We start from the raw sequence: 26,322 nt of genomic DNA on the forward strand, positions 1-26,322 counted from the left end.
GGAATGAGGAGATGATGGACGCTCAAGGCCTTTCAGGAATCCCGGACAATATTTCGGTTGACGAGCAGGGCAGAGTGGTCATTGATGACCCTCAGCTCGCCGCGCAGGTCAGAGACGCCGCGGGCAAAGAAGTTCTCGCCGCCAATGCCGCATCCAATGGAAACTGCGGCAGCGGAGGCTGCAATACGGTGTTGGGGTGTTCTACCAATACGGCAATTCACTGCGGCGCGCTCAAGGCGGTAGAGGCATAACTGCAGCGGTCCGGACTCAGGGAATGAGGAGATGATGGACGCTCAAGGCCTTTCAGGAATCCCGGACAATATTTCGGTTGACGAGCAGGGCAGAGTGGTCATTGATGACCCTCAGCTCGCCGCGCAGGTCAGAGACGCCGCGGGCAAAGAAGTTCTCGCCGCCAATGCCGCATCCAATGGAAACTGCGGCAGCGGAGGCTGCAACACGGTTGTCTTCTGCAGCACCAACACGTCTCCGCATTGTGGTCATCTGAAAAAAAAGAGGGTCTAGCGGGCGTACGGAAATGGGTTTTTGGTGAGTGACACCCGCAGACAGATCAAAGCATCACGGTGGCGGGCCAAGGGTGAGTTGTCATGTGTGACTCCGAAACAGACTCCGAAACTGCGAAGCATGTGCGGGACGAGGTGGCTGTCCAGCAATGCGATCCAGGGCTGGTCGAAATCAATCATTAGAAAAAGAGGTAGAAGAATGACCCATGTTATCACGCACGCTTCGGGGGTCTCGTCACGTCGCGATGCCGCGTTTGATCGGGAAATGGTTGCATCGCTCAGGTCGGATAGCCTGCACCTTATTATCTTGCCCACAGAGCAGTGCAATTTCAGGTGCACATATTGCTACGAAGACTTTGAGATCGGGCGCATGGGCAGGTCGACCGTGGAGGCGATCAAGCGCCTAATTGACCGGCGAATGGGCGATCTGCGGGCTCTTAGCATCTCGTGGTTCGGCGGTGAGCCCCTACTTGCCCGCAATGTTGTCGAAGACATCTCGACACACATTTCAGAAGCGGTATCAGGCCGAGAACTCGTCAGCTATGTGGCCGACATGACGACAAATGGCTATCTTCTCGATGCGTCAGCATTCGAAATGCTATCCGGTCTGGGAATTCGATCGTATCAAGTGTCCCTCGATGGGCCCTCGGGCGTTCACGATAAGACACGTCGGCGGGCAGACGGAAAGGGCTCTTTCGATCGCATCTGGCAGAATCTGGTAGCGATTCGGGACAGCAGGACCGAAGCGAACGTGCTTCTTCGCGTGCATCTGACACCAGCCAATATCCATGACGCTCCGGAACTCCTGGTCGCGATTCGAGATACCTTTCTGGCGGATGAGCGTTTCTCAGTTCTACTTCGCCCTATTGAGCGTCTTGGTGGACCCAACGATGCCAACATGGAAATCCTTGAAGGTCAGCAGCGGAATTCTGTCATCGCTGAGCTCGAATCAATTCTTCACGAGGGTATCGACCGCACTCCCCTCTTCGACGCTCCAAAGGTCTGTTACGCATCCCGGCCCAACTCTCTGATGGTGCGCGCTGATGGAAGGGTTGGGAAGTGCACAGTGGCTCTGAGCGACCCGGCGAACACCATCGGACGATTGATGCCTGACGGATCCGTCAAGATCGATCAAGAGCTGCTGAAGCCGTGGCTGCGCGGTTGGTCAAGCGGCGACTGGGAGGACATCGGCTGCCCCTACGGCGGTATGCCACGTAGGAGTTCACCACCGCTGCTGCAGATCGACCGAAAGCCCACGGATTGACATCCTCGCCCACCTGCGTTGCCACGCTTCCATACGGCTTTCGGAGAGCTCTCCGCTATACGCCACGCCCGTTTCCCCGAGCGGCGCGCTGCTCGGCGTTCTTACGGGTCTTACGGGTCGCGGCGCGCTGGTTCTTCGCCCAGGTTTCGATAGCCAGACTGCCGTCACCGCTACCACCGCCCCAGACAGCGTTGGCGGGCGGGAGGAAGTGCCCGTGGACGGCCGCGTAGTCCTTGGCGACGGCAAGGCCATCAGCCCAAGCCGTGTCCCACGCCGCCCACACCATCCCGAGCGCCTCGAGCTCGGTGACGCGCTTGGCCTCCAGCGTGTCGACGGCGTAGGAGCGTCGCACGTCTGCCAGCCACCACCTCAGCGGAAACCCGCCCGCCGCGCCGCCCCATTCCTGCGGCATCACGAAGACGTAAGGCACCCGTAGCTCCGTGCTGCCCATCTCGCGCAGCCACCGTGTCGCGGCCTCGATGCCGCGACGCCAGTACGCGCCCTCGGGGTCGATGATCCGCAGCCGGATGAACTGCCGTCAGCGCGAACGGATCCCGCTCCTTCCTTTCTCGTGGCGGTGAGCTAGTCATCGGGGCCATCAGGCCGCAGGGTCGGCGAGCCGGCGGGCCGGCGGGCCGTGTGGACCGCGCGCGACCCACGAGATCGGGGGCGATCGGACGGTCCGCTGCCGCATCATCTCTTGCACCATCTCCTGCAACTACTCTTGCGACATCTGTTGCGTCATCTCTTGCGTGAGATGCGGAAGCCGAAGCTGGCATCCACCCAGCTCAACCCACGTTTTTCACTCGTGGTCGCAATGCTGGCATCCTCTCGGGAGCCGCTTTTGCCAGGCCGGTTGAAGAAGAATGAGAAGAAGGCGGGACGGACGCAGACGAGCAACAGTCACAAAGATGGCGACCCATCCAGGCCGTGTCGGGCATCTTCGCTGCTGCGCCGGACCCACAGCGATCACGACGAGCCCACGCCGCAGGGCGGCCCGGTCGACAAACAGACAAGCAAGCGGCCGACGCCATGCCTCGACGATCGCCCCGCGCGCCGCCGAGTTGAGCCAGACCGCCCGACAAAGCCCGCGCCCCACACCCACGCTGCGCTTGGGCCTGACACCCACGCTGCGCGTGGGCCTGACACCCACGCTGCGCGTGGGCCTGCTCCGCAGGCTCGGAGCGCCGCCGCTTCGCGGCGTTGCGGTGGCTGTGGCGCTCCGCGCCACTGCGGTGCTCTCCCGTGCGCTCCGCGCCCGGGATCCTTACTGGTTGAGGTCGGTGTCCGTGGTGCGGGGCATCGTGCTGCCGCGATGGGGTGGCCGTCCCAGCGTGGCAGCGCTTTGCACCGTGAACAGAAGCTCGTTGGGCTGGTGTGGATTCCTCCTCGGTCGGAGCCGCTGTCCTGACGTCCAGGCACGCCGAGAACCTGGGAGGGGCGCAAGGTCGTACGTCCAGTGGGGCGCTCCACCTTGCGCCCCTCCCAGAACCTCGGCGGGCTATCGCCCATCAGGACAGCGGCCCCGACCGAGGAGGAATCCATGAACACCCATCGCTACCGCATCGTCAAACTTCGCGGCGGTTGGGCTGTCAAGGACACGCGAACGGGGGAGAGCTGGACCGGCCTGGTGCACGCGGGCGCGGTTGCTCTGGCCAGCCATCTGAACCGTAGGGCCGGCTGACGCACCAGGCCCGGAGGCATCCAGCCTCCGGGCCCAGCTGGCGCGGCTCGGGCGGGGTGGCCCAAGAGGCGACGGTGCAAGGAGACAGAATGCGCGCCAGCTTGCGGTTGTTTGGTGATCGGGTTGAGGACGGCGACTTTCAGCGGGGTCCGGGCTGCGGCCTGGATGCGGGCGAGCCAGATCTGGCCAGGCACCAGAATCGTCAGGTCCATCGGCCACCGGGGGCAAGTGCTGCGGGGTCAGGGCGCACCACGCCAGCGAGTCTGAACTCCCTGTGCAGTGTGGACCGGCTGTAGACGAGCAGTCCGTTGCCGTGGGCAGAGTTCTGACCGAAGCAGCGCGGACCATCCGTGTGAAGGCGGGCCACACCGCGGCGTCCATCCCCGCGTGTTCGAGGAAGGTTGCCAGGCGCTCGTACTCGGCCTGCTGTTCCTGCGCCTGCTGCAAGGCCTCGCGCAGGCGACGTTCGCCGACGGCGGCCCGCTGCGCCGCATCCCGGCGGCTGCGTTCGGCAGCCGCGGCCCGCGCGCCAGCCTCCGCCTCGGCTTCCAGTCTCGCGCGGGCTGGACGTACGGGAGAGCCGTCCACCACACCGTGGCGCCTGGACCGGTATGGGCGTGCACCTGCCCGTGCAGGATCCACCGGATCGCATTGCCGAGCGGGCAGGCGATGTGCGGCCACGCCGCTTTGCCCTGCAGCGTGCGGGGCTCCCAGGTGTAGCGCGCCATGCCGTACGAGACCGTCCAGCCCTGTTTCCGCGTCGTGGGGAACCGGGAGACAGGCCTCGATGAGGGAGGCCGCCTGGTCCCGACGCCGATCGAGAGTCAGCTGGGACCAGTTCCCTGAGCTCTGGCTACTTCCCATGAAGTCGAAGCCGAGTACCTGATATCCGAGCGCGGCGAGATCCTGCGCCAGGGAAAGGCTCGCCTCCTTGCCGTCACCCATGCCCCCGCCGTGCATGAGGACGATGCGCTCCGGCGCGGTCCTCGATGATCTGGTGCTACTTCAAAGTAGCTGAGCCGTTCCGCGTCCCATGCATGGGTCGATCTGACGATGGTGGGCATCGCGTCCTTCCCTGAGCGAGCGATGCGCCTGTGGGGGAAGATGCCAACCGGCGCTCGCCACCTCCAGTTTCGGCCCGTACTTTCACAGCGGTCATGCCGCCGCCAGGGGAGTTGCGGCACCTTCGCAGCTGCAGCACGCCGCGGCCCCAGCCCTGAGCTGGGGCGCTGCATGGCGGGAGCAGCGAGGGTTCGGTTCCCCGGCCGCCGCCGGTCTGGGCTGCTTGCGCTGCCGCGCTTCTCCAGTTGGTCGCTGGGATCGTGTGGACCGGCGCGGCCGGACCGCTGGCTCGAATGGCAGGGCGTCTGCCGTCTAACCTCTCCTCTTGAGGGGTGGGACTATGGGAAAGTCGATCTTGGTCGAGTCCATTAGGTACTCCGCTGTGTGCCAGGAGTGTGGTGCCGAGGCAGAGTGGTGCGGTGTTCAGGCACTGGTGGGCGAGGCACTGCGGTGGGATGTTGAGTTGACGTGTCCGACCTGCGGGTTTGCCCTGGCTGTTTGTGGCGGTGACCTGCCGGATGAACTGCGTGGCCGGGTGCTCTCCGAGCACGGGCGGGCAAGGTTGCGGGTAGCCCGGCCGACGAGGAACGCGGCCATCATGCGGGTGCTGCGGGCGGAACTCGGCATCGGCCTGGACGGCGTCCGGGCTGTGCTGGAGCAGGTCCTGACCGGGCAGTACTCAGGAACCCTGCCCGAGATGGAGCTCCTGGCCCGGAAGCTGCGGGCATCAGGCATCGAAGCGGCCGCTTCGCGGGCGGTGGAGTGAGTGAGCTTGCCGGACTGAACGCCGGGCGCAGGTTGCGCTGGATTTACACCTGCGTGCCTTCGCCGTGGATGCCGGTGTCCCAGCCCTCAGGTGCGAAGAGCTCCGCCCCGCATACGAAGCGACCGTCGCTGCTCTGGGGCACGCACCCGGCGGACTCACAGGTCGGCACGTAGAACCCCTCGACGGGCCCGCTCATCCGCCGGATGTCCTGCACCGGCCGAGCTGTCCAGGAGCACTGTGCAGCCTTGGCGCGGTCGACCCAGCGACCCGAGGCGTCGAGTAGTTCCGGCAGGAGGGGGGACGGGCAGGGTTCGCCGTCGCGGGTGGTGAGGTTGTGTACGAAAGCTTTCGTGCTTCGGTCGCTCACAGGCATCAAGATCGAAAAGCCCCGCAGCATTCGCGCCAAGCGCGAGACCGGTGACGTGGGAGACGGTCGGCGGCGGGTTCCTGTCCTGCAGCGACCACGTGCCCGAGGACCCACAGAAAGGCCGACGCTGCCGCGCGCGCCGCCGCCCGCAAGCTCTGTCCGGCCGGTTCACGGGCGGCTCAAAGCGCCTGATCACGAAGCCGGGGGGCCTCCCACGGGTCCTCACACCCACATCTTGCAGACGACCGCTGGCCGCGAGGCCTGGCTCCATCGGTGAGTCCTGGGTTCCGGCACACGCGTTGACCTGGCCAAGTACCAGATGGACAAGGTCGGACGCGTGCTCCTCACCGAGCTCCAGGTCTGCGTTGCCCACGCTGCCGGCATCGTGCCGTACTTCCGTAAAGTCCAGCGAACTGCCCTCTTCCAGCGCCAGCTTGAGGCCCGGGAGAAGATCGGCCACAGCTGGAGGGCCAATGCCTCACACGGACCCGCTCTCCGGCTATTCCCCGAATTCGGCGGGCTCGCCGTGGTTCCCACGGACGTGAAGGTGCAGATCGTCCGCCGGATGACCCTGTGCTACATCGGCGAACCGGGCGGTCATGGCACGAGGGGGCGCGGTCGACATGGCTTCTACAGCAACAGTGCTGCGCCTGTGATCGAGCAGATGTTCAAGGAGGACCGCGAGATCATCCGTGATGATGTCAGCGGCCTTCGGAAGGACCGCAGCGCGGGAGCAGTGTTCAGGGTGGGCTTACGGTGCTGTGAGGGCGAGGAAGACGCAGCCTCGCCCTCACAACGTGATCATTCTGGTCGGACGCCCTGCTCAGGCAGCCTGATCGGGGACTTCTGGGTCATGCTTCAGTCCGAGCCGACGACGAACAGCCACAAGCCGTTCCGCTTGAAGACGGTGAATGGCTCCGTCTGTTTGGTGCGGCGGTAGTGGATGTATCCGCCGCGGACGTCGTATGGATCCTCGGCGGTGAATTCGATGGAGACCGCGCCCGCTGCGCCCTTGCCGAAGGTACGAATGACCCGGCGCGCGCCGGCTGCCTCGTAGCGGCGTGCGAACCATTGGTTGTGCCAGGACAGATCTGACAGTCCGTCCACGTCGCCGGCACGCACGCGTTGCACGTACAGCGTCATGTACAGCTTGAGCGTGTCGGGGGTCGTCTTATCCCCTGTGTACGACACCGCCGGCAATCCAGCCTGGCTCGCTTGGCGGTAGTCCCACTGGTCGCGCGGAGCGCCCCAGGCGACGATTCCCCCGGCCAGCAGGACGGCCAGCGTCAGCGCGACCCATGGAATGGCACGTTTTATGTTCATACTAGTACCAATCCGGGGTTATGTGAGCGATGTAGATTTTGACGCCCGGCCTGCGCTTGATGATTGCCGCCATGTTTGTGTTCCGGTGGCTGCTGGAGTGCTGGTAGACCTTCATGGAGCCCCACGTGGAGCCGGCGCTGTAAATGACGCCCGCGTGGTCAAGGTTGCTGTCACCGTCACCAGCGTATTCCAGCAGCATGATGTCGCCGGGCACGGCATCATTGACGTATTTGACCCACTTGACGCTGTCTTCGTTGATTATGAAGCTGGCGAAGTTGTTCGCTGCGGTCCAGGTGTAGGTCATGTTCGAACTCGACTTGCGCCACCATTGGTAGGGGCTATGTATCGTGTCGATGATTGAGCCGTACTCCATGTGCGCGCCGCCGCCCCTGTTGAGGGCCTTGGAGGCGAAGTTGGTGCAGTCGGTGCGCAATTCGTCCTTGTCGGCGTAGTGCTTCGCTGCCCAGGAAGCGGTTCCGCTGTGGCTGATGGAGGCGTACTTGCTGGCGGAAAGGCCGGTGGTTTTCACCGGGAGTGGGTCTCCGTCGGTGTACAAGGCGTCCATGACGGGCGCGGTGGCGTCCGTGTCGTCGTCGGCGAGGGGAACCTGAGCGGCCGCGTTGCCGGAGACGGACAGACTGGCCAAAAAGTCGTCGGCGGACAGCTGCTGGGACAGGACAGGAACGGTGCCGCTGGTGTCGAAGGCGTAGACCTCGTACGCGTCCTCTTCGATCCCGGTGCTGCCGTCGGTCATGGTGGTGGTGCCTGTGTGGTGTGTATAGACCAGGTCCGAGGTGCTGCTCAGGGGTCCAGCAGTGGTACTGGCCAAGGTGGCGGTGATGGAGGAGTAGCCGAGTCCGTCGCCTGCGTAGCGGGCCTTCTCGGCGAGCAGGTCGTCCTCTTCGGCGTGCAGCCGGGCGCTGAAGGAGGCCCCGTTGGCGCTGGCTGCGACAGCAGCGTCCGCACTGGGGTAGCCGCCGGTGAGCAGCTTGTTCCGGGCGTCGAGGTACTGCTGGACGATCGCCTGGTATGAGGTGGTGCTCACGCCGTGTGTGGCGGCGGGCTTGGTCAGAGCGGAAGTGGCTACCGCGCTGGTGCCGTTGACGGTGGTCGCGGTGACGGTGACGGTGTATCCGGTGCCGTTGGTGAGGCCGGTGAGCACGGCCGTGGTGCCCCCGGTCGCGGCATCGACCGTGGTCTGAGCAGCCTGCGTGGTTCCGGCGGCGTAGGCGGTGACCCGGTAGGAGGTGATGTCACCGGAGTAGCCGGTGTTCTCGGGGGTGTTCCAGCTGACCAGCAGGCCTGCGGCGGTCGGTGTCGCGGTGACGGCCGTGGGCGCGTCGGGGGCGCCGGGGGCGATGTAGGTGACCGTGATCTTGGTTCCGGAGGCCGGGTAGGTGGTGCCTGTGGTGGTGTCCGAGGCTTCGTCCGCGCCTTGGAGGGCGAGCCCCTGATTGGGGTTAGAGCCGTCGAGCCAGAGCTGTACTGCTGAGGTGACGTCGAGCGCTGCCGGGTCGGCGGCGCTCAGGTCGAGAGTGTCGCTGCTTTCCGCCGAGACCAGGTCGGTGCCGCTGCCGGTGGTGGCCCAGTCGGCGTTGAGCGGGTGGACCTCGACATCGTGCGCCTCACAGATGCCTAGGCAGCCAGCGGTGCCCATGCTGAGGGTCGCCGAGGTGATCTGGGCTCCGGCGGGAAGTGCGGACAGGTCGGGCCGGATGTAGCTGCGCCAGTGGGTGGTACCGGAGGCGCCGACCTTCAGTGTCGCCGCTGCCGAGCCGGTGCACGTGGTGCCGGAGCAGTCGGTGGCTCCGGTGTCCACGGTCGCCTGGGTCAGTGCGGAGCCGCTGATGACCTTGGTTGTCGTGGTGGGCGTCGCGGGTGCACCGGCGAGGTGGACGGTGAAGCTCTGGAGAGCGGTGTAGTTGGAGCAGCGGCTGTTGGAGCAGCCCCTCATCTTCCAGGTGTAGGCGGCTCCGTCGCTGAGCAGTCCGACCGGGACCTGGACGGCTGCCCGCTCCCCGTTGCCGGCGCCGACCGTGGCCAGAGGGCTGCCCCCCAGGGTCGCGCCGGTGCCGTCGTACAGCAAGAAGTCGGCCTGGACCGTGTCGCCGGACAGGGCCGAGACCACGCCGGACAGAATCGGGGTGAGAGTCTGGGTAGCGCCATTCTGAGGTGCTGCCGGCACGTCGGCCGCGGGCTTGAGGGCCTTGGACGTGTCCACGGTGAAGGCCAGCCAGCCGGACCAGGCCGAGTAGTCGGTGCCGTCGTAGCTGCGCACCTGGTACTTGTACGTGCTCTTGTCGGAGAGAACGCCTGCGGGCACGGTCCAGGTGGCCTTCGAACCGGCTGCAACGGAGGCTCCCGAGCCCGTGGCCACCACGGTGCCGCTGCTGGTGGCCACGGAGAACTGAGTGGTGAGGCTGTTGGAGTCGGCGTCCTTGACCAGAGTGGACAGCGACGGGGTGGTGGAGGTGACGTACGAAGCGCTGCCGGAGGTGCTGCCCGGGGCGCCCTGCAGACTGGACGGCTTGGCGGGCAGCGTGTTGTAGGTGACGGCGAGAGTCGGCTCACGCGTGGCGGTGTAGCAGGACGTGTGCGAGGAGTCCGGGTTCATCGAGCAGAAGCGCTTGCCGTAGGTGAGGTCACCGTCGGCGTTGTTCAGCTGGATGCCGTGCTGGTCGTGGGTGCCGTCCACCCAGCCTTTGATGATCTTGGTGATGTCGACGGTCTCGGAGGCGTTGTCGCAGCCGTCGGTTTCGTCGCCGTGATTGAAGCTGTCGCTGAGGAACCATGTGCCGGAGTAGTCGGCAGCCGGCCTGTTGGACCACACCGACGAACCCGAGAAGTTGGCGTCGAGCGGGTGGATCGACATCGGCTTGGGCGTGCAGGTGTTGGCATCGTACTGAAAGAGCTTCAGATTGGCGCTGACGACGTGCTTGCCCTGGATGGCGTCGAGCTTCCAATTCAGGTACGAGCGGTAGTTGGTGGCGCCGTCGTCGAACGTGCCGACCATCAGGCGGTAACTACTGATCTGAGGCGTCGTGCTGTTGGTGTAGACGTAGGTGTCGCCGTTGCGGCTGAGGGAGGAGATGTCCGGGTCGATGGTCACGGGGTAGACCGTGTGCGGGCTGGTCAGGAACTTCATCGAGGGCCGGAGCCGCATCCGGGTGGTGCCGTCCGGGGCCTTGGTCAGAGTGGTGGCGACCGTGTGCTCGGCGTTCGGGTCCGGCTCGGCGCCGTGCGCGGAGTCCCACATCGTGAACTGATGTGCCGAGGCGACGGTGGCACCGGAGCTGCTGTGGCGCAGGGTTATCGCGCCGTCGGAGGACTGACGGGCCTTGAGACGACCGCCAAGGACGAGCGGAAGAATGAGGGAGACGCTCTTCGTCGGTCGTGCGGTGAGCACGACATGGGCCGTGAACCCGCTTGCGGTGGTCGACACGACCAGCTTCTCGGTGGCGGAGATCCGGTACGCGGCCACGCCGCCGTGGATCTTGGGCGAGGGCAGCTTCGAGGGCCAGCCGACGCCGACCTTCGAGCCGTCGCTCTGGGTCAGCGTGGCGACCGTCCGGGAGCCTCCGCCGGATATCAGCACATGAGCTGGTGAGTTCTTCGGGGTCCAGGCCCCGTTGGCGGAGTGCTTGAGGGTCAGGTCGACCAGGCTGTAGGTGCCGTCGGGGCGGGCAATGCGCTGCTGGCCCTCAGATATCTGGGTGGTGAGCGTGCCGTCGGGGTTGGCGAACGTGGTCGAGAACTCGTCGTCCAGACCCGTGATGTGGACCTGTTCACCGGTGTCCGCAGCCTCGGACAACGCCGATGCCGCGTCTCCGCTTATGGCGTCTGCTTGCGCGCTGTTCGGCGACAGAGCCGGGGTGGCTGCCGCCGCGCCGACTCCATTGGCGAGCAGCATGTCCAGCGTGAGTGCGGTAGCCGCGAGCATGGCGGTCCGTCTCAGGCGTCTGGTGAGGTGCAAAGTCGTTCCCTTGATCATTAAACGAGACGCCGTGAATATTCACAAGAACTTCACGTTTCTTTCAAGGGGGTTGGCGGTAAATATACCGTGTCTTTACTCGATTTCCGCAGGTCAGGGCGCTGCATGGGCTCTGATCGACCGGATACCACCACCAACACCTGCTAGAGACCATCACGCGCTATGAAGGCTGCGGCCAGGAAAACTGAGGAGAAGTCCCGCCCCAGGACTGCTCGTTGGGCAGGCAGGACGACGCACAACACAGCTCCCAGCCCGCCCCGAAAGCCGAGGACACCCTCCTGACAGCAAGCCGCTTTGACCCCAGTGAGACCCTAGTGTCCTGCGCCAGTAGTTGATCGTTAGAAGTTGCGTGACCTCTACTGCTGGTGCGTCAGCTCCACGTCGGGGCCCGAAGTTGGAAGCGTTGCTGCTGTCTGGTGATGAGCGGGCGGTGTTGGAGCGGCGGACGCGTCGGGCGACGCAACCGCCGAACGACGTCACGTTCGCCCTCTCGTCGACGACACCCGAGGTGTGGAGGGCTTTGGCGATCCGGTCTGCCGCCGCACCGCCGGAGGCGTGAAGAGAACAGCGTGCACATCGGCCTGCGGGAACGTCAGCGGACGTCGACGTAGTCACCTGAGGACGAGGTGTCGAAGTACTGGCTCGTTGCCGTCCACGTCGTGGTCCAGGTGCCGTCCCGCAGGGCTGTGAACTTCTTGGAGAAGGTGCCGCCCTTGCCGGTCTTCACGGTGCTCATCAGGGTGGGTGTCTTCGAGCCCGGGACGGTGAACCAGACGTGGACCGTCTGCCCGGACAGCCCGGCCCAGGTCTTGCCCTGGTTGGCCTGGAGTGTTCCGGCCACGGTGATGAGCTGGCCCTTGCGCACCGGCTCGGGGCTCGCGTTGAAGGCGGTGATGCGGGTGGCGGTGCGAGAGACCGGGATGAAGTAGCGAGCTGTCGCGGTCGCGTCGGCGCTGCCGGGGTAGTAAAGCCGCAGGTAGCCGTTGCGTTTGGCAGCCGGGATGGTGGCTGTGGCGTCGAAGGCCCCGGTGCTGTTGGGGGTGACCGTGGCGATCGTCGACCAGCCGGTGCTGCCGTCGGGGGACTGCTGTACCTGGACCTTGCCCTGGGGGCACGGGCCCGGGGCTGCTGTGAGGCTGCCCTTTACCCGCACTGTTCCGGCGCCGGAGATCGTCCGGTCGGTCCAGGACAGGACGGAGCGCGAAAGAACATGCACCTGGGTGCCGGCGTAAGCCTGGAGGAGGAAGCCGTAGCCGCCGATGCTCGCACTCCACTCGCCTTCGTTCTGCACGTCCGGGGTGGTGAGGGAGAAGGACCCGTCAGGCGCGGTCGGACGGATGACCTGGAAGTGATCGGGGCTGCTGACGGCGATTCCGGTGTCCGGGTCGTCCGCGATCAGGCCGGTCCACTGGTTGGTGGTGGGGCTCAGGTATTGGGCCTTGCCCCGCAGCGTGAAGCTGTTGCCGCGGACGATGGTGGCGGAGGCCTTCTCGACGACGACACGCGTCGGGACATACACCCTGTCGACCTGGACGAACGGGGAGTTCGTCGTGCCCATACTGCCGTTCATCGCGCCGACGCTCAGGGTTCCGTAGAGCTTGCTCGTCACCGAGTACGAGCCGTCAGCGGCCACGGACGGGACCCGCGTCTCCTGCGCGTTGTTCTGCAGAGAGGACAGATAGAGCGAGCCGGCCTTCCAGCCAGGTGTGGTCAGACCAGTGGCTGGGTCGAAGGTGGACACCGTCCCGGAAACGGTCACCCATCGTTGCTCGTAGTCGACCGTGCTGCGGTCGGCCCGCGTGTCGGTGAAGACCGGCCAGTCGTTGTAGTTGATCTCCCCATGAGCCGGGTAGGCGGGATGGTCGCCGTCGGCGTCCGCGAGGTCCAGCGTTGCGTCGTACCAGCCGTGCGCCGCCAGGGACAGCCGTGTCGTGGTGCGCCAAGTGCCGTCGGTGGGCGTGCCGGAGACCAGCTCGAATCCGGTGTCGACGGTCGTCACCGGCCGCTCGCCGGAGACTCTCAGAGTCAGCTGCGCCGTGACCGATGCCGGATCGATCGGTGTGTCGGAGGCGGCGTGGAACTCCAGGAAGCCGGCGTCGTCGGAGGAACTGCCCAAGGCGCTGATGGCCGGCGCGACGGGACCCGGCGTGTCCGCGGACGCGGGAGCCGCGAGAGACAGGCTCACCAAGCCGACGAGTATGACGCCGGGAACAGCACGGGATCGACGCACGCGGGGCTCCATCAATTCATGCACCACCAGAGGGGACAGGTCTTCTGACCAGCCAGAATGCGCACAGTAACGCGTGCCGGGATCCGCGATCACGCGGGGCCCCCATGTCTTTGGGCAAGAAACACCCGGCCGCTTTGGAGCCGTGCCTGCGGCCGCCATCCTTGTCGTGGGAGTGGCCATGCCGTCAGGGACTGCGGAGACGCGTTGAACCGGTGACTCGGCAGTGGACCTCTGAGATGGATGCGATGAGGTCAGGGGTGGGGGCGGTGCCGGTGATTGCCCGGTGGGTTGGCAGGCGTCGGTAGGATCAGCGCTCTCACGGGGGGTGTGATGCGAGCATCGGGGCGGGACGGCGAGGGGCAGAGGTACGCGCTGACCTCGGACGAGGACGACAGCGACTTCTGGGGCTTTGCTCACGAGGCCGAGGGCTTCTTCACGCCTCTGGCAGATGAGGAGGGCGCACGTCGCGTGCGCCTTGAAGGTTGCCTCCCGCAGGGTGGCCTGCTGAAGTGCGTCGATCATGTCGGTGGTCGTCGTGCCGTGGGCGGGAACGCCATGTTCGCGATTCTCGACGGCGACGGTGCCACCATGGGCTCCTACTTCGTCAACGAGGTCACCGTCGTCGGCATCGAACCTTCTGCCCGTGGAGCCGGCCTCGTCGACCTCACGGTGACGCTGTGGTGCGAGGACGCCCTGCCCGGAGCGGAACGAACGTGGGACCTGGTGCGCACGGGTCACCTGAACCGCACCGGCATGTGGCACGAACTCGCACCCGAAGAGAGGCGCGCATGGCTGTCGGTGGCGTTGTGGTCCCGGAAGTACCAACTCCAGGGAAAGCCCGATGCTCCCGCAGGCCAGGTGTTCACGTTGGACGGCCAGCACATCGTCGACAAGGACAGCTTCTACTGTGCGATCGGTGAGGCCGTCAACGGGCCCGGCGGATACTTCGGCTGGAACCTTGACGCTCTGGACGACTGCCTTCGCGGCGGCTTCGGCGCCACCTCTCCGTTCACCTTGCACTGGGATGCCTCGGCCCAGGCCCGGGCACGGTTGGCGGAGCGCGTGCCCGGCGACGATTGGACGGTTGCGCTGTTCGACCTGATCCTGGAGATCTTCGAGAGACGGGGCGTGAGCGTCATCCTTCGGTGACAACTGGTCGCTCCCAGGCATCGGCCTGGGCAAGGTCATTCGGATACCACCCCACTGCCCCGACAGCAGCAACCCGCTCCTCCTTGGCCCACTGAACCGTCGGCAGCTGGCCCTCACCCGGCAGCCGATCAGGCCCGTGTCAGCCGGGGCCAGCCCGTGGCCGTGGAGGGCGCTTTTGCCAACGCCCAGGCCGAGAAAGACGCCTATGTCGCGGGTGTCGAACATCGTGTTCCCCACTGCTGTCGTGCAGTGGTGGCGCCGTATTCGAGCATCCACGTTGTGCAGACCTGCCGCCCGTGAGCTGTCCGGCGTTGCGCCGTCCAGGGGGCCGGCGCCGGCGGCTCCGAGTTCAAGGAGATCGCGGCCGAAGCGCTCAAGGAGGTGTACTTCCAGGACGGCGGCCACCGCGCCAGCAGCCTGGAAGAAGTCCGCTTCACGGATGTGGAGCACCTGGAACCGCGTCGACCGCATTAGCCTGAGTACTTCGCCTGGCAAGTGAGCCAGTGACTTGCCGGGGTTGAACGCTTGAGTTGGCGGGCTGGCTTCTGACCTGCGGGGGCGGGGGCAACGCCAAGGCATATCAATCGCCCTCCACCGCATCGCTCGCGTTGTCTCCGCCGCGAGCGCCAGGCGGCCGCTGGAACTGATGGCGAGGCGGGTCAGAGGAAAAGCAGGTGCCGACTCATGGGCCGTGCGGGCAGCATGCCTGCATGTCTACCGAAGCCAGCGGGATGATTGAGTGCCGACCAGGTGCCCGCCTCTGGGGCCCCGACGACGAGGACTCCGTGTGGCACGCTGCCATCGACCTCTTCCTGCTCAACAACGGCAACGCCTATGACGCCCTCGCCTGCATCTTCGGTATCCGCAACCACTTCGACTTCCGCCCTCTGGCCGAAGAACGCGGCTTTCCGAGCGACGCGTCCAAGGGTCTGCAGACCGAATACGCTGCGTACGGCGGACCTCCTGACGTCCACGGCACAACATGGATCACCTGGGCCGAGCTTGCCTCCACCGACTGGCAGGAGGTAGACCGTTCCGGCACGCGAAGCCGAGAATCGGTCGCCGGAGACAAAACCCACTGGGGGCCGGTCTGGAGCGTGATGCGGACACTCGGCGAACTCCACGGAGCGGACCATGTGCGACTCGTTGCCTGGTTCCACTGACCTCGACTCCGCGGCGAAGCGCCGCTTGTCCGATGGGAGGCAGCCTTGATTGAACGCGACGTCATGCTCAACGAACTTGCTCAGGGACTCCGTCCGATGTCACAGGGCATCGCATGGTTTGACGCACTCGGCCCGGAGGAGCAGTCCGAGGCGCTGCTGTTCCTGCGCCACCACTGTGTCCAGGCACGCGCCGTCGCCGAAGACGGACCGGAGAGCATCCTTCGTGCCGGGCTGCGCCCGACGCACACGCCCGCGGTGCTGATCACACGCGGTCGGATCGACCATCAACTGGGGAAGATCGCCTCTCTCGCTCCGCGCGACGAACGCCGAAAGGCGTTCCGGCTGCTGGTCGCGGTACTCGCGATCGCCGATGGGCGACGGCGTGAGCGTTTCTGCTCCGAGGGGTGCGGGCACTGGTGGCACAGGCTGGCCGCCGCTGACTGATCCCGCCGTCGGCTCCTGCACACGGCTCGGCTCCTGCGATCAGGCGCGTACGTGGCCAGACGGGCCGGCAGTGGCATCGAGGCATTGCTGCGGCGGCACGGTGGGATGCCGGTTCACGCGAGGGTGACGTGCAGCCCGCCCTTGGTCAGGACTTTGGGCAGCAGGGCGACCAGGTCGTACTGCTCGCCCTCCGGTGTCAGGAGGCGGGGCAAGTGCTCGCGCGCGGTCGCGGTGTCAGCGTTCACGGAATTCCCCACAAACACCATGATCAGCTTCATGCGATTCCTCACCGGGACCTGCTATCACCGGTCCGCCTCGGCGCGAGCCAGTTCGGCGTCGTACTGGCTCGCCTCAAAGTGAAAGTCCGGCGGCGGGGCTGCGGGGGCGTACGGAACCTCCCAGCCCGACCATCGAATGATGTCCCCGAAGCGCTGCACGACCACAGAGAGGAATCCGCAGCAATCGCCGGTGCACTCGGGTTCGCCCAGCTCCACGCGCCGCGCCTCACTGGTTGCCCGGAGCAGGCTGGGGCGGCCGGCAGGCAGAACATCAGCCACGAGCGGCCCGCGACCCCCCTCTTCGACTGCGACTTCGACTACGTCCTCGCCATTGACCAAGAACCGAAGTTGGGCAGCGAACCGAGGCCCTTGCGGTAACACTCTGATCTCCAGCCGATCGAACATCAGCTCACCCTACGTGCCGCGCCTCCGTCGTCCCGATGGCCAATTGCCTGACATTCCGGGTGGGGAAAACGGTGGCCGCCCACACGCGGCGTCCCGCCAGGGCAGGGTTGCATGGGCGGTGTACTTCGACGCCACCGGGACCGAGCTCTTGGCGTGCAGAGGCGTCAAGAACGAGCGTCCCTCGCAGGATGGCGGTCAGAAGCTCCAGCTGTAGAGGCCACCACCCGTGTTCACCGCAGACGTCGCGAGCCGGGCAACCCCCTGCAGGACCGCCAGTAGATCATCACCGGTCATATCGTCCCCGTCTTCGGACCTGAGCCGTGTGGTGCAGCGACCTGCAAGCTCTTCCAGTTCGGCGGAGCTGGCGTTGGCCAGTGCTCGGGTCAGCCGCTGCGGCAGAGCGAATACCTCAACGCCATCGTTCAAGGGCGCAGTGACCCACTTTGGCTGCATAGGTGAGAACCAAGAACGCATGTCGGTGGGTTTCGGGATCATCTGATGCTGGGCTGGCTCTGGAGTGTTGCCGAGTTCTAGGAACGGTTCACTGACCCGTGTCGGGTCCATGACTGGTGCAGCATCAGAACGTGCGATCGATAGCATCGCGTCGAGATGTTGCAGTGGGCTGACGAGGTGGGGAAGCTATGAGCGATGACGTGCTGTCGATCATTCCGAATGATCCGCAGTGGCAGCCGAATCGCGATGCGGTTGATCGCGTCATCGCGCTCGTCGAGGACCTGACTCCCGGGGTTACCGACGGCGTAGACGTGGAGATCGACGTGACGTGGCACGACGTGGTGACCGCCGTCGACTGTGGAGAGAACCTGGAGAGGATCGGTTGCCCCTTGTGTCAGGCGGCCATCGACACGGAGTGGTGGGGCGACCTCCTTGAGGCTCACTGCGACGACGGGTTCACCACGCTCGCGGTCGAGGTCCCGTGCTGTGGAGGATCAACCACTCTGGACGTGCTGGATTACGACTGGCCCTGTGGTTTCGCCCGCTTCGAGATCGCCATCTGGAACCCCGAGCGTCTCTGGTTCAGTGAGGACGAGCTGACGGCACTGGCGGACAGACTGGGCCACCCGGTGAAGCAGATCCGGGCCCACGTCTGAACTTCCGCAGCTCAGCTGAGTGCCTGTTGCTCGGCTCGGGCGCGGGTGGTGGCCAGGCGGTAGGAGTCGGTTCCGGTCTCGATGATGTTGCCGCCGAAGGTGAGGCGGTCGACGATGGCCGCGCAGAGGCGGGGGTCGGTGAACGTCTTTGTCCACCCAGAGAAGGACTCGTTCGAGGCGATCGCCACGCTGTTCTTTTCCTCCCGCTCGGTCAAAACCTGGAAGAGGAGTTCGGCGCCGCGGCGGTCGAGTTCCATGTAGCCGAGCTCGTCGATGCAGAGGAGATCGACGCGGCCGTAACGCGCGATGGTCTTGGTCAGCTGCTTCTCATCAGCAGCCTCGACAAGCTCGTTGACCAGCTTCGTCGCCAGCACGTACTTGACCCGGTAGCCGGCCATCGCAGCCTCAGTGCCGAGCGCGATCAGCAGGTGGGACTTGCCGGTGCCGGAATCTCCGATCAGGCAGAGGGGCATGCCCTTCTTGATCCATTCGCATTTGGCGAGGGTGTGGATCACGGCCGCGTCGATGTTGGGGTTCGCGTCGAAGTCGAACTTTCGGAGTGCCTTGTCGCGGGGGAACCCGGCGGCCTTGATGCGGCGCTCGGAGCGGCGGCGGGCCCGGTCGTCGCACTCGGCCAGCAGGAGCTCGGCGAGGAAGCCGAGGTAGGACATCTGCTCGCGTTCGGCCTTCTCGGCGAGCTCGGGGAACTGGCACCGGATGGTGGGCAGCCGCAGCATCCTGCATGCCTGGTCGACGGCGGTGGTGGCGGCCTGCTCGGTGAGCCCTCGCTGACGGGGAAGGGACACGGCGTTCTCCTCAAGGGGTGGGGCGGTCGGATCGGTGGAGGCGCAGCAGCTGGTCGTAGTGGGCGACGGAGGGCAGTGGCCGGTTGTCGGGCGGCAGATGGGCCCGGACTGCAGCAGGCAGCGGAGCGATACCGGATCTACTCCCGGAGGCGGCCAGCTGCGGCGGTTCCTCCGGCTCGGCGTCAGCTGCCTTGCGGGCCTCCAGAGCGACGGCGTCCGCGGTCAACGCGCCCGTCTTCAGGGCTGCGGCGAGCCCGGTGATCAGGTATTCGTGGGGCAGGTGCCGGCTGAGGAGCAGGACTTCGATCAGGGCCCGGGTGCCTTCGCGTTCGCCGTGGGCCTTCACCGCGGCCTGCCACCAGGCGTCGTGGATAGGGGTGAAGCGGCCGGCCGCGCGGGCCTGGTCGAGGGCGGTGGCGCCGGGCAGGGCACCCGGCTTGCGGATCAGGGCCTCCAGGTAGTGGTCGAGTTCGAGACGGGTGGCGCCGCGGGCGATGAGCCGTTCGTGCCGGGCGACTTCCTCGCGGCCGTCGTAGACCACCAGCTCGGAGGCGTGGAGCATGACGCGGACGGTCCGTCCGATGAGGCGGACCGGCACCGAGTAGCGGTTCATCCGGACACAAATCTGGCCGTAGCGGTCGACCCGCGGGGTGGAAAGTCGGCCCGTCTCGAATGGCTCCTCTGGCAGCGGTGTCAGCAGCGGCTGTTCCGCCGCGAAGTACTCTCCGATCGTGCGGGGGCGGGAGCGGATGCGGCGGGCGTCGTCCTCCTGGTCCCACCGGTCGATCATCGTGTTGAGCTCGGCGAGCGTGGCGACTTCGGGGACTGGGACGAGGTGGTTGCGGCGGAACCAGCCGATCTGGCCCTCGACTCCGCCCTTCTCGTGGGCCCCGCGGATGCCGGGCTGGCAGTAGAAGGCTTCCAGGCCGTGGTGCGACCGGAAGGCGGTCCAGCGTTCGGCCTCCACTCGGCGCCGTGAGAGGCCCAGTACCTGGGCGACTGCGGCCCTAAGGTTGTCGTAGCGGACCTTCCCGGTCGGCACCCCGCCCAGCACGTTGAGAGCGTGGACGTGGCCCTCGAAGAACGCCTCTTGGCCCGCCGAGGCGAAGATCCGGTGGACGGCCTTGCCCGAGTACGACAACCGGAACGCGAACAAGTAGCAGGTCACCAGCTCGCCGGCCAGCTTTACGGTTACGTCCCCGAAGTCGACCTCGGCCTCCGCGCCGGGCTTGTGGGTCTGCGGGACGAACGCGTCCACGACTCCTTTGCCGGCCTGCTGGCGGATCTCCTCGCGGCGGACAGCGACGTATCCGCGGACCATCTGGTAGGAGATGTCGACGGCGTCGTGCTCGTCCAGCAGCCGGTCGAAGATCCGCTTGACGGTGTGCCGCTGCTTCCGCGGCGCGGTCAGATCCGCCGTAAGCATGGCGTCGATCACCGGCTTGTAGGTGTCCAGCCGCGTCTCCCGCGGGCTCATCTTCTTCCGCGGCTCGGGCAGCGCCGACACCATGGCCCGCTGCACGGTCTCGAAACCGACGCCGTACTTCCGCATGAGCGCCCGCAACGACATGCCAGTCCTCGCGTCACGGCGGATCGCCGCGTACAGATCGACCTTGGACTTCGGCAGCACCCTGGCCCCCTCGTCGTGCTGAGCACAACCAGGCTCCCGAATCAAGCACCGGAGCGTTCTCGAAACTCGACGACATCACTCTCACGTGGAACCGGGCGATCCCCGCGCTGAGCAACAGACGTTCCTGGAACTCATAAACAAAGCCACCGCTGTCGTCCTGGCCTTCCTTGCAGGCCTTTGGGTCGGAGGTTCCGGCAGTGGCTCGAGTACATCGTCCCCGGATCCCTGGGTGCAGGGTCAGCTGGACGACCAGTCACAGAACAACCAACAGCAGAACAACCAACCTGCCGGGGTGTCCGCCGCTCAGAAGTTCCAGATCCTGAACAGGTTCTGCACCCAGCAGGCTGGCGGTCCGTACGACGTGTCGGAGGCTGCGCTCATGGAGTGCAAGAGCAGCTACTACGTGACGGATCAGGGCCAGGTCCTGCCGAAGTAGGGCGCGTATTGGGTCGTGATCAATTGAACTCGGCACCACGCCGCCGCGCTGCGACCCGGCGAACTCCAGCGGATGGCCCTCACCCACCGCGAACGGTCACCGGCCATGCCGCCCACACCACCGCGGCCACGACGGCCGGTACACCCACGGGCTTCCGGCGATGCCGCGCCGGGCGGCGCAGAGCCAGGCAGGCGAAGAGCATCGGACCCCACTCCAGCGCCCCCACCCTTGCCCGTTCCTGCCACGGCGGCCACCCTCTCGGGTCCGGCTGTCCACGACGGCAGCGCCCGATGCCCGCACTAACCTGCGGCACCGGGTTCTCCTAGCGCCACCACGCCCGCAGGTTGCTGACCTGCAGACGGTAGGCGCCTGCGACGCGGTTGAGGAACGTCGTCTCACCCACCACCGCACCACCCGCAACCCCGCAGCCTGCCGCCCGCGATCTGACTCCCGGCGGCGGCTGCACAACAGCATCGAGCGCCCCTCAGCCCGCTGCCCGTGCACGGCCAACGATCCCGAGCACCCCCCCGGGTACCAGGGGATCAGCGTTCTTGGTGGCGGCGCTCGGCCAGGAGCAGGGCCAGTGGCCCGGCGGGCAGGAGGAACCGCCCCTCGCCCACGGCGCGGAGCGCGTCCCTCATCGGCCACCACATCAGCTGGAAGTCCTGCTCGGTTGCGGTCAGTTCCTGGGTTCCCAGGGTCAGTTGGCGGGCTTCGAAGAGGTGCACGCGTGCGGGGGACTTCAGCGTGATCGCGTGCGAGCCCAGCGGTGTCCAGTGCTCGGCGCTCACACCGGCTTCCTCTCGCAGCTCGCGGCGGGCGCACTCCAGCGGACTCTCGCCCTCTCCACGGCGGCCGCCCGGCAGGAACAGATACGCGCCCCCGTGGGCGGGAAAGCTGGCGCTCAACAGCGCCACGAGATCGTTCTCATCGCGCGCTACGACCACCGAGGCATCGCGCAGGGATCCATTTCTCATGCCAGCTCTCCAGGGCGGGGGCAGCGGTCGGCGACCGCGGGCGGGCATGACGCGCACATCGGGCAGCAGGCCTGAGCGAGGCAGGCCGACGAGAAGAGGGTGCGGCCCGGCCCTGCCAGAGCGCGGACACGGGCCGGGCCACGGCTGAGAACCCTAGACCGGGCAGCGGCATCCAGAGCCCTCAACGTTCGCGCATCAGGTCCACTCCCACGTACGCGACCTCTGGTCCAACGATCTGCGAGCTGCCCGGACACGGCGCTCCGCGCGGCGAAGATCGCCCTGGGGAGCGGGCGCCGAAAGAAGCATGGCGATGCAGTCCGCGCTTGCACGCCCCTGCGGGGGCAAGCCGCGTGGACGGCAGCGGTCCTCTGACACGGGCAGACGGAGCCGCGCGGCCCAGCGCGCGGCTGCCCCGCGCTGTTTTCCCGTAACGGCGCCGGCGATGCAGCGGGTTGAGGAGCCAGTCGTTCTGCGGCACGGACAAACGGGCGGTTCTGCTCAGGGACCGGTGCCGCCGTGGTGGACAGGAGTGTGTGCGGGAGCAGGATGCGTTCGTCCGGCGGGGCATCGGATTCGTCGGCGAACTGCATGGCACGCAGCAGGCTGATGGGCACGGTCCGCGTCGCGCAGGTCGAAGAACTCGATCCGCCCCACCGGCAGGTCCGTCTGCGCGAGCGCGAGCGCGGCCGCGGTGCGCTGCCTGGTCTGCCCGGCTGCCTCCTGCAGCAGGGCACAAAGGAGGGTGCCGCCGGCTGGGGCCGGTGTTCGCTTGCGCGGGGGAGCGGAGCGCAGGCGGAGGTGGCGGAGCCGAGCCGGCGCGCAGAGACCGTTCGCACGGTGCCGGCGCTTTGCCGACAGTGGCTCGGGGCCGTGGGCGCCCTCGTCGAACGGTGGGGTGCGGAACCGGTTTCCGGCTGGCGGGCGGTGTCGCTCCAACGGGTGATGACGGATCGGTTCTGCGCGCGGGTGCCAGGGTGTGGCGTCTGTTGGAAGGCTGGGCGTCCGGGCGCTGACTCAATGGGTGTGACATGCGCCACGGTTGTGGTCGTTCCTGCCGGCAGGACCGTGCTCCTCTTGCGCGTTGTCGCTGCTCACGGGTCCCGTCTCGAACGGAAATGCCCATAGGGAACTAACGTTCCGCTTACGTTCATGATCGGTGAGTAATAATTTCTGGGGGCGGCATGAGTCTTACGCCTCCGAAACCGAGAGTGTGGTGCCTGAGGACCTCGATCAACTGGGGCCTTACGCAGGCCGGTTGGTCCGCGTCTGGATATGCGCCGTCTGCTCCACGAGGAGCAGGCGGCGCTTGCATCGCCTGGAGGTTTCATGGGCACTGGCGACGTCAGCACTGACCTGTCGCCCCAGGACGGCGGCCATGCGGCCCCTCCTGATCTGCCCCTCGACTTCGAGGGTTTCTACCTCGGACACCAGGAGTTCTTCCACGACTTCGCGGAGATCCACCTCGGTGGCCGCCGGGTCGCGGAGGAGGTGGTGCACCAGGTGTTCCTCGAGATCCTCGGCGGCTGGGACGCGCTGCTGCAGCAGGGTGATCTCGAGCAGCAGACCCTCGCCGTCCTGCACCGGGGTGTGACGCGGCGTCTGCAGGAGGACGACCGGCCCCCAGCCTTCCTCATCGCCGGCCCGATAGCCAAGAACCTCGAGGCGGTCCGCAACCAGCTGGAGATCAACGGTGCGGCAGGCGGCCTCTACGAGGCGATCCTGGGTCTGCCGACCCGCCAGTTCACCGTCATCGTCCTGCGCCATCTGCTCGGCTATCCGACCAAGAGGATCGCCCGCTACATGGGCCTGGACACCCGCACCGTCGACTACCACGGCCGCAAGGGCAAGGAACGCCTACGCATCCAGCTGGGCCTGCCCGCTCCCGCGGGCAGGCCCGTCAAGAAGGGAGCAGGACAGTGACTGCCATCGATGACCTCCTCGCCGACGCACGGATCACCACCACACTGCGCGACGGCTTCGACGTGGGCGCGGCGCTGCGCCGCCTGGCCGCGGACGCCGCCGGCGCGGCGGCGCGGCCAAACCCGGACATGCTGCGTGCCGCGCAGGCGGGCCAGCGGCTGTCGACGGTGTGCCGGTGGATCCTCAACAAGCCGGATGCGGCCCACCACGTGGACCGTCTCGCGCAGGAACCCGATGCTCCTTTGGATGTCGGTCATCTGGATGTCGACGGCGCGCTGGTCTTCGCGTGCCTGCTCCATCTGACCGGTCATCCCGAGAGCGCCCAGTTCTGGTGGCAGCTCGCCGCGGGCGCCGGGCACCGTGCTGCCGCCTACTGCCTGCACCTGCACCACCTCGCCCTGGGCGAGGCCCGTGAGGCACGGCACTGGCTGCATGAGGTGACCGACGGAGTCCTGGACTCCGAGGCCCCCGACAACGCCTTCCTCGCCTTCCTGGAGAGCGTTGCCACCTACGTCCGCAAGTCCGGCCTGAGTCATGCCAGTTCCCCGACCGGGGGCTTGGAGATGGAGGTCGACCGCCTCGCCACCGCGAAGGCCGGCTCCTGCATCATCGTCCAGCGCCCCGACCGGCGTCTGGCCGACAGGCTCTACGACTTCACCCGTCGCTGATGCCCCGGCGACGCGGCCGGCCGATGGGCGCCGGCATCCGCAACGCTCGCCGCTGGTCGGCCGCCCGCTCGCCGGAAGTCTGTCCGCCGAAAGCTGGTCGGCGGTTGGCCGGCACGGTGCGAGCGGTGCAGAAGTCCGCTGTCCTGCCTTCGCCTACCCGTCGCCGTCCCCGGCCCCGTTCTTCGGCCTGCCGGGGTGAGGCGAGCGGTGCGGGAGGCGGTGGCTGTCTTCCGGTACCCCGGGGCCGTCACCGGTGTGGTCGGCCCCCTTGCGGCAGCAGAGTTCGAATCCCTGCCGGGGGAGGGGCCTTGGGGGCCGGGACGTGCCGCAGTCCTGTGCGTCCCGGGGGCGTTTGGGGTGGCCGGATCTCACGCAATCCGTCACTTCTCGTTGCTCAAAGTGAGACCCAAGGGCAGCGCAGGATGAGATTATCGGGCCGTACTTATGCCGGGCATTTTCGCCTGTCATGGGCGAGGGCTGGGCGCAGGTGCCGAGGGGGAGCCCGCCTCACCCCTGCCGTCGGGCGACGGTCCTGCCCGTTCACTGGAAAATCTGGGGCCGTACATGCACTGGTATCAACAGACGTGGTTCACCGATTTCGCATTACCGGCCGGGATCTGCGCGGGTGTCGCCTGGTTCGGCCTGCTGCGGCAGTTCAGCGGCAAGGGGCGGCTGCTGGGCACACACCGCTCCGCGGCCCTGGCGTTCAGCGTCGTCGCCCTGATGTGCGCGATCGCCATCGGAGCGGGCCTGCTGCTGCCGCACCTGGCGAAGGTTCCTCCGGCAGCGGCAGGCTTCGCGCTCGGCGCCACGGCAGCCCCCCGCCGCAGGCAGGACGGCACGGCCCAGCCGGTCGTCAAGTTCATGACCCTGGGCGTCGCGTGGCTCCTGGAGCGCCTCGAATACCGGATGCGCACCGACGCCCTGAACTGGAGCACCGAATTCCTCGCCGACTTCAGGGAATCACGGCAGCTGCGCCTGTTCATCCATGAACTCCAGCAGTACCTGCTGGCCCGGCAGGACCACGCAGCCGTCATCAAGTCGATCAAGGCCCAGTACGAGGCCGCCGAGAAGGCGATCGACAAGGCACTGGAGGTACAGACGAAGACCGACGACGCGTGCAACGTCCAGACGCCCTGGCTCAAGAGGGAACCGGACGACGACGAGGAATTCGCCTGCCGCAGCACGTTCGCGGAAGCCCGCACCCTGAGCGAGCACTTTGTGAAGCTGGCCTACCTGCACGGGCGCAGGTCCGAACATCCTGCACTCGAAGTCCTGCGGACGGGAGCCCTCAACGCCGGCGCCCACCACCGCGCCCCGGTGCCGCCGCAGAGGCGCCGGCTGTCCTGGCGCCGCAGCCACCGCTGAAAGCGCCGCTTATCCCGTCAAGCGAGCGAACACGCCGCGCCCGGGCAGCAGACGCCTCGTCAGCGACGCGAGGGTAGGCCGGCACCGCGCCTCGGCGACGAGTCCCCGCTGCCCTTCGCCGGCACGCCAGCGGTCTGGGGATGCACCGAGAACGTGATCTCGACCTGGGCTCCCAGCGCCTCGGCTGCTGCCGCCAGCGTGCGCACCGTCAGATTTGCGTCCCCGGACATGATCTGACTCACGCGCCCCGGGCTGACACCCATTGCTTTGGCCAGGTCGGAACGAGATCTGCCAAGGCCCGCCAGAATCCCCGCCAGAGAGGCAGTCGCCTGCCGGGCCAACTGGGCACCGGCTAAGTCTGTGCTGTTCTCACCTCGAGCGAAGAAGCTCATAGAGGACCCCCAAGTCCGTTGGCAGCAACGTACGTTGCCTCAACTAGAATGCCACCTTTAGCTCTAACTAAAAACTCGGTTCTCGCAAAAAGCATGGAACATCATCTGCTCCAACCTGACGCGCACGCACTCTGGCCTGCACATACGCAGCCCAGCCAGGCAGCCGTGCCCTGGCAGCCAAATCACTCTGACGGCGGCTCTTCACAGCCTTTGCGACTGTTGTTTCAGCCACGGCCGCGAACCGGTCAAATCTGTGGGCGGCTGCGGTAACGAGAGCGTCTCACCGCCCCAGCAGCGCTCAGCGTGAACGCGAGTTCCACGCAGATCCCTACGGCAGCCCGGAAGAAGTCGAAGTCCGCGACACGGGGA

The 26,322-nt window shown here is 66.6% G+C and carries 26 protein-coding genes and 1 pseudogene; 16 read left to right on the plus strand and 11 right to left on the minus strand.

Annotated elements, in window-relative coordinates; genetic code table 11:
• The first annotated feature begins 11 nt into the window (after window positions 1–11).
• The 3 genes from ABZV42_RS38045 to ABZV42_RS38055 all read left to right on the plus strand — a co-directional run bounded on the left by ABZV42_RS38045 (window position 12) and on the right by ABZV42_RS38055 (window position 1,785).
• Complete coding sequence (locus tag ABZV42_RS38045; RefSeq protein ID WP_356056104.1) at window positions 12–251, plus strand: hypothetical protein; 240 nt, start codon at window positions 12–14, stop codon at window positions 249–251.
• Window positions 252–282: 31 nt separating this feature from the next.
• The gene (locus ABZV42_RS38050; RefSeq protein ID WP_356056105.1) at window positions 283–522 is read left to right on the plus strand and encodes a hypothetical protein; all 240 of its coding nucleotides are present in this window, start codon (window positions 283–285) and stop codon (window positions 520–522) included.
• Between the two features lie 198 nt (window positions 523–720).
• A complete protein-coding gene (locus tag ABZV42_RS38055) occupies window positions 721–1,785 on the plus strand; it encodes a radical SAM protein (protein ID WP_356056107.1) in 1,065 nt (354 codons plus the stop codon).
• Between the two features lie 55 nt (window positions 1,786–1,840).
• Here the strand turns inward: ABZV42_RS38055 and ABZV42_RS38060 are convergent, their stop codons facing one another.
• Window positions 1,841–2,236, minus strand: coding sequence for a helicase associated domain-containing protein (locus ABZV42_RS38060; RefSeq protein WP_356056109.1), 396 nt, complete (start codon window positions 2,234–2,236; stop codon window positions 1,841–1,843).
• 1,092 nt (window positions 2,237–3,328) lie between these two features.
• Between ABZV42_RS38060 and ABZV42_RS38065 the strand changes: the two genes are divergently transcribed.
• The 4 genes from ABZV42_RS38065 (at window position 3,329) to ABZV42_RS38080 (ending at window position 6,604) form a co-directional block, all read left to right on the plus strand.
• Window positions 3,329–3,469, plus strand: a complete 141-nt coding sequence (locus tag ABZV42_RS38065) for a hypothetical protein (RefSeq protein WP_356056111.1) — start codon at window positions 3,329–3,331, stop codon at window positions 3,467–3,469.
• Between the two features lie 387 nt (window positions 3,470–3,856).
• The gene (locus ABZV42_RS38070; RefSeq protein ID WP_356056113.1) at window positions 3,857–4,189 is read left to right on the plus strand and encodes a hypothetical protein; all 333 of its coding nucleotides are present in this window, start codon (window positions 3,857–3,859) and stop codon (window positions 4,187–4,189) included.
• A gap of 940 nt (window positions 4,190–5,129) precedes the next feature.
• Window positions 5,130–5,297 (plus strand): hypothetical protein, encoded by a 168-nt coding sequence (locus ABZV42_RS38075; protein ID WP_356056115.1) that lies wholly within the window; start codon window positions 5,130–5,132, stop codon window positions 5,295–5,297.
• 704 nt (window positions 5,298–6,001) lie between these two features.
• Window positions 6,002–6,604, plus strand: coding sequence for a hypothetical protein (locus ABZV42_RS38080; RefSeq protein ID WP_356056117.1), 603 nt, complete (start codon window positions 6,002–6,004; stop codon window positions 6,602–6,604).
• Here the strand turns inward: ABZV42_RS38080 and ABZV42_RS38085 are convergent.
• The 3 genes from ABZV42_RS38085 to ABZV42_RS38095 all read right to left on the minus strand — a co-directional run bounded on the left by ABZV42_RS38085 (window position 6,523) and on the right by ABZV42_RS38095 (window position 13,166).
• The gene (locus ABZV42_RS38085) at window positions 6,523–6,987 is read right to left on the minus strand and encodes a hypothetical protein (protein ID WP_356056119.1); all 465 of its coding nucleotides are present in this window, start codon (window positions 6,985–6,987) and stop codon (window positions 6,523–6,525) included. The two genes, ABZV42_RS38080 and ABZV42_RS38085, sit on opposite strands and share 82 nt — an antisense overlap.
• A 1-nt stretch (window position 6,988) precedes the next feature.
• A complete protein-coding gene (locus ABZV42_RS38090) occupies window positions 6,989–10,927 on the minus strand; it encodes a DNRLRE domain-containing protein (protein ID WP_356056121.1) in 3,939 nt (1,312 codons plus the stop codon).
• 643 nt (window positions 10,928–11,570) lie between these two features.
• A complete protein-coding gene (locus ABZV42_RS38095) occupies window positions 11,571–13,166 on the minus strand; it encodes a hypothetical protein (protein WP_356056170.1) in 1,596 nt (531 codons plus the stop codon).
• A gap of 372 nt (window positions 13,167–13,538) precedes the next feature.
• Between ABZV42_RS38095 and ABZV42_RS38100 the strand changes: the two genes are divergently transcribed.
• From ABZV42_RS38100 to ABZV42_RS38115, 4 genes and pseudogenes are all read left to right on the plus strand, one after another.
• Complete coding sequence (locus tag ABZV42_RS38100; protein ID WP_356056163.1) at window positions 13,539–14,357, plus strand: barstar family protein; 819 nt, start codon at window positions 13,539–13,541, stop codon at window positions 14,355–14,357.
• Window positions 14,358–14,678: 321 nt separating this feature from the next.
• A pseudogene (locus ABZV42_RS38105) lies at window positions 14,679–14,831 on the plus strand (XRE family transcriptional regulator); the annotation flags it as partial.
• Window positions 14,832–15,067: 236 nt separating this feature from the next.
• Entirely contained in the window at window positions 15,068–15,520 is a 453-nt protein-coding gene (locus tag ABZV42_RS38110; protein WP_356056123.1) for a hypothetical protein, read from the plus strand.
• Between the two features lie 63 nt (window positions 15,521–15,583).
• Window positions 15,584–15,964, plus strand: coding sequence for a DUF5958 family protein (locus ABZV42_RS38115; RefSeq protein WP_356056165.1), 381 nt, complete (start codon window positions 15,584–15,586; stop codon window positions 15,962–15,964).
• Window positions 15,965–16,077: 113 nt separating this feature from the next.
• Here ABZV42_RS38115 and ABZV42_RS38120 read toward each other — a convergent pair whose 3' ends face one another.
• The 3 genes from ABZV42_RS38120 to ABZV42_RS38130 all read right to left on the minus strand — a co-directional run bounded on the left by ABZV42_RS38120 (window position 16,078) and on the right by ABZV42_RS38130 (window position 17,211).
• Complete coding sequence (locus tag ABZV42_RS38120) at window positions 16,078–16,209, minus strand: hypothetical protein (RefSeq protein WP_356056125.1); 132 nt, start codon at window positions 16,207–16,209, stop codon at window positions 16,078–16,080.
• A gap of 57 nt (window positions 16,210–16,266) precedes the next feature.
• Entirely contained in the window at window positions 16,267–16,647 is a 381-nt protein-coding gene (locus tag ABZV42_RS38125) for a hypothetical protein (RefSeq protein WP_356056127.1), read from the minus strand.
• A 195-nt stretch (window positions 16,648–16,842) separates the two neighbouring features.
• On the minus strand, window positions 16,843–17,211 hold the full coding sequence (locus ABZV42_RS38130; protein WP_356056130.1) for a hypothetical protein: 369 nt from the start codon (window positions 17,209–17,211) through the stop codon (window positions 16,843–16,845).
• A gap of 77 nt (window positions 17,212–17,288) precedes the next feature.
• On the opposite strand from ABZV42_RS38130, the gene ABZV42_RS38135 reads away from it, so the two are divergent.
• Complete coding sequence (locus ABZV42_RS38135; protein ID WP_356056132.1) at window positions 17,289–17,756, plus strand: hypothetical protein; 468 nt, start codon at window positions 17,289–17,291, stop codon at window positions 17,754–17,756.
• 11 nt (window positions 17,757–17,767) lie between these two features.
• Here the strand turns inward: ABZV42_RS38135 and istB are convergent, their stop codons facing one another.
• Together istB and istA are read right to left on the minus strand one after the other, a co-directional pair.
• A complete protein-coding gene (gene istB, locus ABZV42_RS38140) occupies window positions 17,768–18,562 on the minus strand; it encodes an IS21-like element helper ATPase IstB (protein WP_356056134.1) in 795 nt (264 codons plus the stop codon).
• Window positions 18,563–18,572: 10 nt separating this feature from the next.
• A complete protein-coding gene (istA, locus tag ABZV42_RS38145; protein ID WP_356056167.1) occupies window positions 18,573–20,189 on the minus strand; it encodes an IS21 family transposase in 1,617 nt (538 codons plus the stop codon).
• Between the two features lie 232 nt (window positions 20,190–20,421).
• Here istA and ABZV42_RS38150 point away from each other — a divergent pair, with 232 nt between their 5' ends.
• A complete protein-coding gene (locus tag ABZV42_RS38150) occupies window positions 20,422–20,628 on the plus strand; it encodes a hypothetical protein (protein WP_356056136.1) in 207 nt (68 codons plus the stop codon).
• 542 nt (window positions 20,629–21,170) lie between these two features.
• On the opposite strand, the gene ABZV42_RS38155 is transcribed toward ABZV42_RS38150, so the two are convergent.
• The gene (locus tag ABZV42_RS38155; protein ID WP_356056138.1) at window positions 21,171–21,605 is read right to left on the minus strand and encodes an NUDIX hydrolase; all 435 of its coding nucleotides are present in this window, start codon (window positions 21,603–21,605) and stop codon (window positions 21,171–21,173) included.
• 1,326 nt (window positions 21,606–22,931) lie between these two features.
• On the opposite strand from ABZV42_RS38155, the gene ABZV42_RS38160 reads away from it, so the two are divergent.
• The 3 genes from ABZV42_RS38160 to ABZV42_RS38170 all read left to right on the plus strand — a co-directional run bounded on the left by ABZV42_RS38160 (window position 22,932) and on the right by ABZV42_RS38170 (window position 25,561).
• Window positions 22,932–23,525: a sigma-70 family RNA polymerase sigma factor gene (locus ABZV42_RS38160; protein WP_356056140.1), complete on the plus strand. Its 594-nt coding sequence runs from the start codon at window positions 22,932–22,934 to the stop codon at window positions 23,523–23,525.
• The gene (locus ABZV42_RS38165) at window positions 23,522–24,193 is read left to right on the plus strand and encodes a hypothetical protein (RefSeq protein ID WP_356056142.1); all 672 of its coding nucleotides are present in this window, start codon (window positions 23,522–23,524) and stop codon (window positions 24,191–24,193) included. The genes ABZV42_RS38160 and ABZV42_RS38165 overlap by 4 nt, the downstream gene beginning before the upstream one ends.
• 564 nt (window positions 24,194–24,757) lie before the next feature.
• Entirely contained in the window at window positions 24,758–25,561 is an 804-nt protein-coding gene (locus ABZV42_RS38170; protein ID WP_356056144.1) for a hypothetical protein, read from the plus strand.
• Between the two features lie 59 nt (window positions 25,562–25,620).
• On the opposite strand, the gene ABZV42_RS38175 is transcribed toward ABZV42_RS38170, so the two are convergent.
• Window positions 25,621–25,953, minus strand: coding sequence for a helix-turn-helix transcriptional regulator (locus ABZV42_RS38175; protein ID WP_356056146.1), 333 nt, complete (start codon window positions 25,951–25,953; stop codon window positions 25,621–25,623).
• Window positions 25,954–26,322 lie beyond the last annotated feature (369 nt).

Origin of the sequence: Streptomyces sp. NPDC005281, assembly GCF_040607495.1 — a bacterium.
Classification (GTDB): domain Bacteria; phylum Actinomycetota; class Actinomycetes; order Streptomycetales; family Streptomycetaceae; genus Streptomyces.